At 59.6% G+C, this 9,301-nt stretch carries 13 protein-coding genes and 1 tRNA gene; 5 read left to right on the top strand and 9 right to left on the bottom strand.

What is annotated here, in order from left to right; translation table 11 throughout:
- Positions 1 to 208: protoheme IX farnesyltransferase (locus OK438_07985; GenBank protein ID MDA4125364.1), on the bottom strand; the 208-nt coding region annotated here is incomplete at its 3' end.
- Between the two features lie 103 nt (positions 209 to 311).
- On the opposite strand from OK438_07985, the gene OK438_07980 reads away from it, so the two are divergent.
- The 4 genes from OK438_07980 to OK438_07965 all read left to right on the top strand — a co-directional run bounded on the left by OK438_07980 (position 312) and on the right by OK438_07965 (position 1,816).
- Positions 312 to 469 (top strand) — tRNA-Tyr (locus OK438_07980).
- A gap of 103 nt (positions 470 to 572) precedes the next feature.
- Positions 573 to 764, top strand: coding sequence for a hypothetical protein (locus OK438_07975; protein ID MDA4125363.1), 192 nt, complete (start codon positions 573 to 575; stop codon positions 762 to 764).
- 56 nt (positions 765 to 820) lie between these two features.
- Positions 821 to 1,279, top strand: a complete 459-nt coding sequence (locus tag OK438_07970; protein ID MDA4125362.1) for a hypothetical protein — start codon at positions 821 to 823, stop codon at positions 1,277 to 1,279.
- Positions 1,280 to 1,333: 54 nt separating this feature from the next.
- The gene (locus tag OK438_07965; protein MDA4125361.1) at positions 1,334 to 1,816 is read left to right on the top strand and encodes a ribosomal protein L13e; all 483 of its coding nucleotides are present in this window, start codon (positions 1,334 to 1,336) and stop codon (positions 1,814 to 1,816) included.
- Here OK438_07965 and OK438_07960 read toward each other — a convergent pair.
- Positions 1,800 to 2,726 (bottom strand): hypothetical protein, encoded by a 927-nt coding sequence (locus tag OK438_07960; protein MDA4125360.1) that lies wholly within the window; start codon positions 2,724 to 2,726, stop codon positions 1,800 to 1,802. The two genes, OK438_07965 and OK438_07960, sit on opposite strands and share 17 nt — an antisense overlap.
- An 82-nt stretch (positions 2,727 to 2,808) precedes the next feature.
- Between OK438_07960 and OK438_07955 the strand changes: the two genes are divergently transcribed.
- The gene (locus OK438_07955; GenBank protein ID MDA4125359.1) at positions 2,809 to 4,119 is read left to right on the top strand and encodes an aspartate aminotransferase family protein; all 1,311 of its coding nucleotides are present in this window, start codon (positions 2,809 to 2,811) and stop codon (positions 4,117 to 4,119) included.
- A 15-nt stretch (positions 4,120 to 4,134) separates the two neighbouring features.
- Here OK438_07955 and OK438_07950 read toward each other — a convergent pair whose 3' ends face one another.
- From OK438_07950 to OK438_07920, 7 genes are read right to left on the bottom strand one after another with little or no spacing between them, the layout of a single operon-like run.
- Positions 4,135 to 4,740 carry a superoxide dismutase gene (locus OK438_07950; GenBank protein ID MDA4125358.1) on the bottom strand — a complete coding sequence of 202 codons (606 nt, stop codon included), beginning with the start codon at positions 4,738 to 4,740 and terminating at the stop codon, positions 4,135 to 4,137.
- Positions 4,741 to 4,792: 52 nt separating this feature from the next.
- Entirely contained in the window at positions 4,793 to 5,065 is a 273-nt protein-coding gene (locus OK438_07945; protein ID MDA4125357.1) for a hypothetical protein, read from the bottom strand.
- A gap of 13 nt (positions 5,066 to 5,078) precedes the next feature.
- Positions 5,079 to 5,744, bottom strand: a complete 666-nt coding sequence (fsa, locus tag OK438_07940) for a fructose-6-phosphate aldolase (protein ID MDA4125356.1) — start codon at positions 5,742 to 5,744, stop codon at positions 5,079 to 5,081.
- A gap of 34 nt (positions 5,745 to 5,778) precedes the next feature.
- Positions 5,779 to 6,720 carry a transketolase family protein gene (locus OK438_07935; protein ID MDA4125355.1) on the bottom strand — a complete coding sequence of 314 codons (942 nt, stop codon included), beginning with the start codon at positions 6,718 to 6,720 and terminating at the stop codon, positions 5,779 to 5,781.
- 2 nt (positions 6,721 to 6,722) lie between these two features.
- Positions 6,723 to 7,409: a ribulose-phosphate 3-epimerase gene (locus OK438_07930; protein MDA4125354.1), complete on the bottom strand. Its 687-nt coding sequence runs from the start codon at positions 7,407 to 7,409 to the stop codon at positions 6,723 to 6,725.
- 4 nt (positions 7,410 to 7,413) lie between these two features.
- On the bottom strand, positions 7,414 to 8,232 hold the full coding sequence (locus OK438_07925; GenBank protein ID MDA4125353.1) for a transketolase: 819 nt from the start codon (positions 8,230 to 8,232) through the stop codon (positions 7,414 to 7,416).
- A complete protein-coding gene (locus tag OK438_07920) occupies positions 8,232 to 9,272 on the bottom strand; it encodes a PfkB family carbohydrate kinase (protein MDA4125352.1) in 1,041 nt (346 codons plus the stop codon). Before OK438_07920 ends, OK438_07925 begins: the two co-directional genes overlap by 1 nt.
- Positions 9,273 to 9,301 lie beyond the last annotated feature (29 nt).

Below are 9,301 nucleotides of genomic sequence, written 5' to 3'. Positions count from 1 at the left end.
TTTTCATCTTCGAGTCGATCTCTTGTTCCAAGTAGCTGTTGAGCGTGAGCGCCCCGGCCGAGGCGAGGGTACCCCCGACGAGCACCCCGAAGAGAGTAACGAGCGGTGGGAGCGTCCTGGCTGCCACCACGGCCGAACCCAGCGCAACCATGAGAAGGAGGGGGATAATCTTCGGCTTGGTGAGTGCAACGTAGTCAGAGAAACTCAAACGAACCTCTACCGTTCCTGTGTCGGCGGGGCTCTATGGCCTATTTTGGGTTTGCTTTCTCTACGGAAAACCCTTAAGAAATCTTCGGGTCTCGGTCGTCCGTCCCGCAGTAGCTCAGCCTGGTAGACCTGAAAAGGTGCCAAAAGCTTCCGGCTGTAGAGGTCGGCTATCGGCTGACCCGTCCAGCCTACTCAGGCCACAGTCACCGGAGTGTCGTCGGCTCAAAAGGACGAGCGCGTCCTGAGTCTCCGACCTGCGGGACATCCAAGGTTCCTGGCCTAAGGTAAGCCAACCGAGTCTGTCTGACGCCCTCCCAAAACCTCTCTCGCAACGCCTATAGGGGGACGCGGGGGGTCGTGCTTGAATGAAGTTCTGGGTCCCTCTTGCGCTGGGAAGCGTCATAATCGTCGGCTATGCCTTCTTCTACATGATCAGCAACCTCGGAGCCCCGGGAGCGGGTACGTTCGGGCTCGTCAACTCAGTGGGCCTGGCGGCCGTCCTCTTGGGCATCGTCGCGGCCGGGGTCATCCTCCGACGGGCTACGCCGCCCCAGTAGTTCATCGCTTCACTCGAAACGCTTAAGAAAGGTGAAGGGTCCGGAAGTTCTGAGCTTTGGATTCAGAGTTCCTGGCCCTTTCTATCGTCTTCATGGTCCTCGGACTCACTGGGATTATCTTGTTCACCGGCCCGCTCACCCCCTCAGGAGATTCCTGCTACTGCCTCATCCCCAGCCCCGAGCCGTCTGCGGGCCAGGGCACGTCGAGCATCTTCCTCGCTCTGGGAGTCGCGTTCTTTCCGATGGGCCTGATGAAGGGCGGGCTGCCATCCTTCCGAAGGGGACCCGGGGCGCCTAAGGTGTTGCCGGGCGGGAGGGTCATTTCTCCTATCCTGATCCAGAGCGGCAGCTACTTCGCCTTCGGCCTGATACTGCTTCTCATAGGGGTTGACGCGGTCCTGGTCCCGGCCTACCTGGTCTTCAAGAACCCCTGGTACGAACTGGCAGGAATCCTGCTGACGGCCGCGGGCGGGTTGTCAATGGGCTGGGGTCTGAAGAAGCCCAGGTCCGCCTAACCCCCCGTCGACGGGCAACTGTTTTATTGCGAGCGTTGAAGGGTCAGAAATAGGTTGAGCCAGAAGCCAAAGAAGACGAAGTCTGCCGCCATGAAGGAACCGAAACCCGCCTCACCTGCAGCCAACAAGCCGACAGGGCACAGCCCGACGGCAAACGTCGTCTCACGGCATGGTGAAGGCTTGGTCACGCGGGCAGCCAAGGGATTCTCAAAGGGGGAGGTCAGCAGCTCCGGGATTCCGCTCAGATTGGCCAGGAAGTGGGGCCTGCCGTTGGACTACCGGAGGAGGAGCATCCTCGAGGCCAACGTGACATCGGTGAAGGACTGGGCCGGGCACGCGGGAACGGTCAGGAAACCCGAGGGCGAGATCAGGAAGATCGAGGAGGAAGTCATCAAGGTAGAAAAGGTTGTGAAGAAAGAAGCGGCCAAGTTGAAGAAGGAGGTCAAGAAGGTCGAGGAGGAAGTTGTCGAGAAGGTCGAGCAGCCCATGAAGTCGCGGGCCAGAAAGAAGAGCCCGCCAGTTAAGAAGGCTTCCTAGCCCCTTCGGCCCTGGCCATCATGAAGAGGTATTGCTGGGCGTAGCCCGCGTGTTCTCCGAAGTATGAACGGACCGAGGCGGACAGCCGCTCGTAGTCCCCCCTCCCCAGTTTTGACTTGCGCTCGGGGCCTAGCTTTCTCTTTAGTTCCTTGGTGAGAAGGTTCGGGTACGAAGTCGCCAGTTCCCGGGCTATCCATACATCGATCGGAAATGCCTCGTCCTTCTCGCAGGAATAGAGGAGGACGCAATCCGCGACCTTGGGTCCCACGCCAAGCAGGAGTTTTTCTCCAAAGAGCTTGGTCAGCAGGATCTTGCGCGCATCCTCGTAGTCGCGGAGGGTCAGCTCGCTGAAGTCGACCTTACCCTCGTCGATGGAAGAGGCGACGTGTTTCAGGAAGGGCGCCCTGTACCCCAGCCCGCACTCCCTGAGCTCGGCCACGGTTGCCGCGGCCAGCACTTCGGGCTTCGGGAACGAGCTGTAGCGGATCCCCTCGAATACAAGAGGCTCGCCATACTTCGAGCAGACGGCCTCCACCATCTTCCTGATCCTTGGGATGTTGGAATTCGTAGCCAGTACGAAGGACGCGAGGCACTCCCAGCGCTCCTGCCTGATCAGGCGGAGCCCGTAGAACTTCTGGACCGCCTGGGTCATCCTGTCTTCCTTCATCACCGAACCGAGGATCTGCTCGAGCTCGTCGTCCAGCCGGAAGTAGCTCCTCACGAAGGCGCCGTTCAGCAGGTCCGAACCCGAGATACACCGCAGCGAATCGCCCTCCTGCTTCATCTTGATGACCCCGCCGGAGACGACTCCGTACCACCATTCGCCTCTGTTCTCCCACCTGAAGACCTGGCCGCTCTGGAGGGTCAAGTCGAGGCTGAAGGGCGACTCCAGGGCGATGGTGAACTCCATTTGCAGCGCACCGTGAGAGGCGCGTTAATTGACTCTTTGCCCGGAGGACATTTGAAATAGGGACGTTTCATGTTGCTCCCCGTTGACAGGGGACTACGAAGCCAGGACCAGGCGGTCAAGAGGCCTCTTCGACAGGGCGAAGAAGGTCTTCGCAGGCGGGGTCAACCACAACGCGAGGTTCTACGAACCCTATCCCATCTTCGTGAGGAGGGCGAAGGGACAGCACATATGGGACGAGGACGGCAACAGATACACAGACTACTGGATGGGACACATGGCGCTAATCCTCGGCCATTCTCCGGCTCCCGTGGTCCGTGCGCTGGAACGCCAGGCAGCCCAAGGAACGCACTACGGAATGGGGAGCGAGCTTTCTGTTGAACTGGGGGAAGAAATCCAATCCACGGTGCCCTGCGCCGAGATGATGCGTTTCTGCAACACGGGGGCCGAGGCGACCATGTACCTGGTCAGGCTGGCGAGGGCCTACACGGGCAAGCGGACAATTATCAAGATGACCGGAGGCTGGCACGGGTACAACACCGAGCTCAACAAGGGCGTCAGGTCACCCTTCGACAGGTCAGAGGGCGCGGGGATCCTTCCAGAGGAGCAGGCCTACGTCAGGTCGGTCCGGTTCAACGACCTCGAAGCAGCAAGGAAGGCTGTCGCCGACACCAGAGGTGACGTGGCCGCGATATTCCTGGAGCCGGTTCTGGGCGCGGGCGGGTGCATCCCCGCTGATAGGGAGTACCTGAAGGGCCTCAGGGAGATGACAGAGAAGGCGGGGGTCCTGCTCGCCTTCGACGAGATCATCACGGGCTTCCGGCTATCGCTTGGCGGAGCCCAGGGGCTGTACAGAGTGGAGCCAGACCTTGCCACCCTGGGGAAAGTGGCGGGCGGGGGTCTCCCGCTTGGGCTCGCGTGCGGAACGAAGGAGATCCTGTCCTTGGCCGACCCGTCGAGAAAGGAGAGATTCGTCTCAATCGGAGGTGGAACCTTCTCCGAGAACCCCCTGACAATGGCAGCGGGCCTGGCGACAGTTCGCTACCTGAAGAAGAACGCCGACGAAGTCTATCCGCGTTTGGAGAGGATGGGGGATAGACTGAGAAAGAATGTCGACCTGGCCTTCTCAGAAGAGGGCATTCAGGCGAGCACGACTGGCATGGGTTCGCTTTTCCTCACGCACTTCGGCGCCAGACCCAGGAGGGCAGAAGAGGCGAGTTCAGCTGACAGGACCAAAGGGCATGACTACGCGCTGTACCTGATGTCCAAGGGAGTGTTTTCGCTTCCAGGCCACCTGGGGGGACTTTCTACTGTTCATTCGGCCAAGGATATCGAGCAGCTGGTCTCGGAGACCCGGGGCTTCGCGACATCATTGAAGAATCGGCGCTCAAAATAGGGGGGTCGAAGGTCTTTACTTGACCTTCGAGAGTTTCGCGTCAACGTCTGACCAGTTGACGACGTTCCACCAGGCCTCCACGTACTTCGCCCTGTCGTTCCAGTACTGCAAATAGTACGCGTGTTCCCAAACGTCCAGCCCTAGAAGGATGGTCATCTGTGCGAGATGCATGAAGTTCTGCTTCTCCACCTGGGTCAGGACCAGGGAGTCTGTCCAGGGGTCGTGCAGCAGGAGCGCCCAGCCGCTTCCTTCAACGGTCTTGGCGGCATCGCTGAACTGGGCCTTGAACTTGTCGAAGCCTCCGAAGTCTCTGGTTATCCAATCACCGATCGCACCCCCGGGGCTTCCTCCGCCTTTCCCCGCAGGAGCCATGTTGGGCCAGAAGATGGAGTGGAGGATGTGACCGTCGACGTTGAAGCTGTAGTCCCTGAGGACGGCTCTGATGTCGATCTGGAGTTCACCGTTGCGGGCCTTCTCGAGCTTGTCGAGGGCCGCGTTTGCACCTGTGACGTAAGCTTGGTGATGCTTGTCGTGGTGAAGCTTCATGATTTGCTCCGAGATGTGTGGTTCTAGCGCCTTGTAGTCGTAGGGTAGTGGTGGCAGCGTGTATGTCTTAGCCATGTATGACTAACTCCATTGACTCAATAAAAATCTTGCCTTCCGGGATGCCTCTTCACGAAGACTGAATTACCTTGAGGACCGCGTCCTGGATGCTTATACACGGGAGGTTGAACCTCCTGCAATACTTTGCTAGGTCCTTGTCGACGGTAATCAGCGTCACCGTGCCCCTGTTCTTCATCAGGTACTCGAAGATCTGGTCGTCGTCGATAGCTTTGCTCGAATCCTCATCACCGCGTATGGCCTTCTGGACCGTGGCGCAATCGACCCCGCTGGCTGTCAGCTCCTTGGCGAGGCCGCTGAGCATCTGGTCGACGATATACCTCAAGGTCGAGCGCCTGCTAGACGGTGATCGAGGGTTTCGATTTCTTGGCCTTCTGCCAGTCGTCCAAGAACCGCTTGAGCCCAGAATCGGTGAGAGGATGCTGCATCATCTTCTCCATTACTTCCGGAGGCATGGTGGCGATGTCCGCCCCTATCTTCGCGGCCTCGACCACGTGCTGAGGGTGTCTGATGCTCCCCACAAGGACTTCCGACTTCAGTCTGTAGTTGTCCCGGATCTTCACCAGGTCTTCCACCACCTCCATCCCCCTCTGCCCTATGTCGTCCAGCCTGCCGATGAAGGGACTGATGAAAGAAGCTCCCGCCTTGGCGGCCAGGAGCCCCTGGTTGGCAGAGAAGACCAGGGTCATGTTGACCCTGATTCCGAGGGAACTCACGGTCTTCGTGGCCCTGAGGCCTTCCGGGATGATTGGAATCTTCACCACCACGTTGGGCGCCAGGGTCGAAAGGTGCTTCGCCTCGGCGACCATGCCGTCGTGGTCGGTGCTCACCACTTCAGCGCTGACGTCCCCCTTGACCTCGCGGCAGATGCTGACTATGATCTCTTCGAACTCCCCTAGCTCCTTTGCGACCAGAGTCGGGTTAGTAGTAATGCCGTCCACGATCCCCATCTTGTTCAGTTTCCGGATTCGCTCGAGGTTCGCCGTATCGAGGAAGAGCTTCAAGTATGAGGCCCGGGAGGATTCTGCGCTATAAAGCCTAGGGCTTTTCTATGAGCAGCCCGTCGGCCGCGGCCTCGATGTTAGACGCAGTAAGCCCGTATTTCTTGAGGAGCTCCCCCGCCTCCCCGCTTTCTCCGAAGGTGTCCATCACCCCCACGCGCTTCATAAGGGTCGGGCGCGCCTCGCCGAGGACCTCCGCAACCGCTGACCCCATGCCGCCCATTATGTTGTGCTCCTCAGCAGTCACCACCTTCCCGCACTTCTTCGCGAAGCTGACTATAGTGTCGGTGTCGATGGGCTTGATGGTGTGAAGGTCAATCACCGCGGCAGAGACGCCCCTGGCCTTGAGTGAGCCCGCTGCCTTGACCGCCTCGGGGACCATTATGCCGCAGGCGAAGATGGCGACATCACTTCCGTCGGCGATGACGTTGGCCTTCCCGAGCCTGTATTCGAAACCATTCCCGTAGACGACGGGAGTGCTCGGCCTGGTGAGCCTGACGTAGAACGGTCCCGGGATCCCTGCGATCGCCTTGACCACGGCCTTGGTCGACACCGCATCGGAAGGGACGATCACCTTCATCTTGGGAATCGACCTCATGATCGCGATGTCTTCGACCTGCTGATGAGAGGCCCCGTCTGGACCAACCGATATTCCGCCATGGGAGCAGATGATCTTGACGTTGAGGTTCGGATAGGCGATGTTATTGCGTATCTGGTCCACGCACTTGCCAGGGACGAAGATCGCGTAGGTCCCTGCGTAGGCAACCTTGCCCGCGAGGGCGAACCCAGCGGCAATGGCTACGAGGTTCTGCTCGGCGATGCCCACGTTGAAGAACCGCTCGGGGTACTTCGTGGCGAAGACCCCGGACTTTAGTGAGCCCGTGGTGTCGGCGCCGAGCACCACCACTGCGGGGTTCGAAGCGCCAAGCTCCAGGAGCGCTTCTCCGTAGGCATCACGCATCGTCGCCAGCACGGACAATTCTAGGGCCCTCCCCTCGCGCGTTCTGCCTTCTCTCGAAGGTTCGCGATCGCCCGCACTGGATCGCTCTTCGCATACACGCCTGCGCCAGCCACGAGGACGTTTCCACCCCGACCGACAACCTCGTGAACATTCTCTGGTTCCACCCCGCCGTCGATTTCGATGTCCGGCCCTGAGCCGTTCTCCTTGAAGAGCCGACTGATCCTTTCGAGCTTTGGCATTACCGACATGTCCATTGTTTGCCCGCTGAAGCCGGGGTCGACAGTCATCACCACCAGCGCGCTCAACTTGTCGAGGCGTTCGACTGCCCAATCGGGCAACTCGGTCGTAGGTTTGATAGCTAGCCCCATTTGCTTACCTCGCCGCCTAACCATAGCATGAAGTTCGTCAAACTTCCCCCCATCCAAGACTTCGGCATGGACCGTTAGGAGATCTGACCCCGCGTCCAGGAACTTCTCCGCGTAGGCGTGGGGCTCATCTATCATCAAGTGAGTGTCAAACATGAGGTCGCATCGTTTCCTCAGGGCCTTCACGGTCCCGGGGCCGAAGGTTATGTTTGGAGCGAAGTGCCCGTCGATTACGTCGAGATGAAGCTGGTCTGCACCACCCTTAACGGAGATTTCCACCCCCTCCTCAAGGTTTCCTAGGTCCCAGGCCAGAATGGAAGGAGCGATCCGGACTTGTTTCATCTGGTCACCTAAGCTCGCTCAGCACCGAAGATAGTTTGTCCTTAGTCGGCGCCGTGCCGTGGTAGTGGGGGGACCACTCCATGAAGGAAATTCCTTTTCCCTTCACCGTATGGGCGATTATCACCGTAGGCCTGTTGCGCGTGCTCGCCGCAAGGTCGAAGCCGTCCTGGAGCTGAGAGAAGTCGTACCCGTCGACCTCGATGACGTTCCAGTTGAACGCCCTCCACTTCGCGGCCAGAGGCTCCAGAGGCATGATCTGCTCGGTCAGCCCGTCCTGCTGTATCCCGTTCCTATCGATCATTGCGGTAAGGTTGTCGAGCTTGTACTTCGACGCGCTCATGGCTGCCTCCCAGACCTGGCCCTCCTGCTGTTCGCCGTCCCCCATCAACACGTAAGTCCTGTAGCTCTTCCTGTCCAGCTTCGCCGCGAGGGCCGTGCCCACCCCGAGGGAGAGGCCGATTCCCTCGGAACCAGCCGGAGCTTCGACCCCCGGGACTCCCATGGACGGGTGTCCCTGAAGCCTGGAACCCATCTTCCTGAGAGTCATCAACTCCTCGACAGGGAAATAGCCCGCCTCCGCGAGGATGGCATAGAGGAGAGGCGCCGCGTGCCCCTTGCTCAGATAGAACCGGTCCCTGTCCGGGGAGGACGGGTTCTTCGGGTCATGGTGCATGACACTGAAGAAGAGCGTCACCAGAAGTTCCACCGCGGAGAGGGAGCCGCCCGGGTGCCCTGAGCCAGCTTCGGCGAGGCTCTCAAGGATTAACTTCCTCGTGGTTCTGGCGATTTCCCTTAGCCTGATGACCTCTTGCCCCGCCTCCATCAGCGTCTCACCGGCGCTTGGATGATTCTCTGGACGAAGTCGTCGGTGCCCTGGGCTCTGGCTTCAAGGTCGTGCATAGACAAGGAAGCATTCCTCTGAAGTTCGCTCCTAGCCTGGCCAGCGACATCGCTCAGGACCGAAGCCTGATAGGCGTTCCCGCCCGAAGCGACAGCCAAGGCGAATACTCCGGTCATGGCGTCTCTGACCCCGACCTTGCTGAACAGGTTCTTCTTGCCCCCCATCGGCGGGAAGAGGGTCATGTTGTCTTTGTCGAAAAGGGCGACTCCCTGTTCGCCCCTCGTCAGGAGGATTGCCTTGCAGTCGAGACGGCTGAGGAGGTTGACGGCCATGTTCCGTAACGAGGTCTCGTTCACGATCGCCATCCCGGTCGCGTGGGCCGCTTCTTCCATGTTCGACTTGACGTAGGTCACGCCGGAAAAGTCGAGGTAGTGGTGCATCTTTGGCTGTGCGACGACAATCTTCCCCGCGTCGTGCGCAGCCTCGACGACGCCGCTAATCAGAAAACTAGTAATGGCCCCCCTGTCGTAGTCGGAAAGGATGACGACGTCGGCGTCCTTGATGAGAGGCTGCGCCTCGGCTAGCAGCTTCTTCGCCATGGGGAGGGGGACGTCTCTCCTGTCCTCTCTGTCAATCCTAAGCATGTGGAAGGTGTTGACCATGATCCAGGTCCTGAGCGACGTGGGGCGGGTGGGGTCCGTGACGACCCCCGCGTGGGCAACTCCGCTCCTCGTAAATTCTGACTTCAGCCAGGCGCCGTATTCGTCCGAGCCCATGAGTCCGACAAGGCTCACGGAAGCGCCCAGAGAGACCAACTCGCGTGATAGGTTGGCCGCCCCTCCCGGCAGGAATGTCTCACCGACGTAGTCACCCGCTGGGACTGGGGCCTCCCGAGACAGCTTCCGAGCAGCGACCTCCACGAATCTGCTTACTATCAGGTCTCCGACAGCAAGCACCTTGCGTCCCTGGAATTTCTTGAGGAGCGCAGTCAGATTTTCCTTGTCGACCGTTTCCAGGGGCATCCTTTTTCGAAGTTGTCTTCCATCCAGCA

The sequence above is a fragment of the Nitrososphaerota archaeon genome, assembly GCA_027887005.1.
Lineage (GTDB): Archaea > Thermoproteota > Nitrososphaeria > Nitrososphaerales > Gagatemarchaeaceae > UBA183.
Note: the sequence above shows the minus strand (reverse complement) of the source record. Positions and strands in the feature narration are given on the sequence as shown.

Coding starts and splice junctions, on each gene's coding strand:
- OK438_07930 (MDA4125354.1), bottom strand. CDS start 7,409: ATGAAACAAGTCCGGATCGCTCCTTCCATTCTGGCCTGGGACCTAGGA.
- OK438_07925 (MDA4125353.1), bottom strand. CDS start 8,232: ATGGAGGCGGGGCAAGAGGTCATCAGGCTAAGGGAAATCGCCAGAACC.
- OK438_07975 (MDA4125363.1), top strand. CDS start 573: ATGAAGTTCTGGGTCCCTCTTGCGCTGGGAAGCGTCATAATCGTCGGC.
- OK438_07950 (MDA4125358.1), bottom strand. CDS start 4,740: ATGGCTAAGACATACACGCTGCCACCACTACCCTACGACTACAAGGCG.
- OK438_07920 (MDA4125352.1), bottom strand. CDS start 9,272: ATGCCCCTGGAAACGGTCGACAAGGAAAATCTGACTGCGCTCCTCAAG.
- OK438_07960 (MDA4125360.1), bottom strand. CDS start 2,726: ATGGAGTTCACCATCGCCCTGGAGTCGCCCTTCAGCCTCGACTTGACC.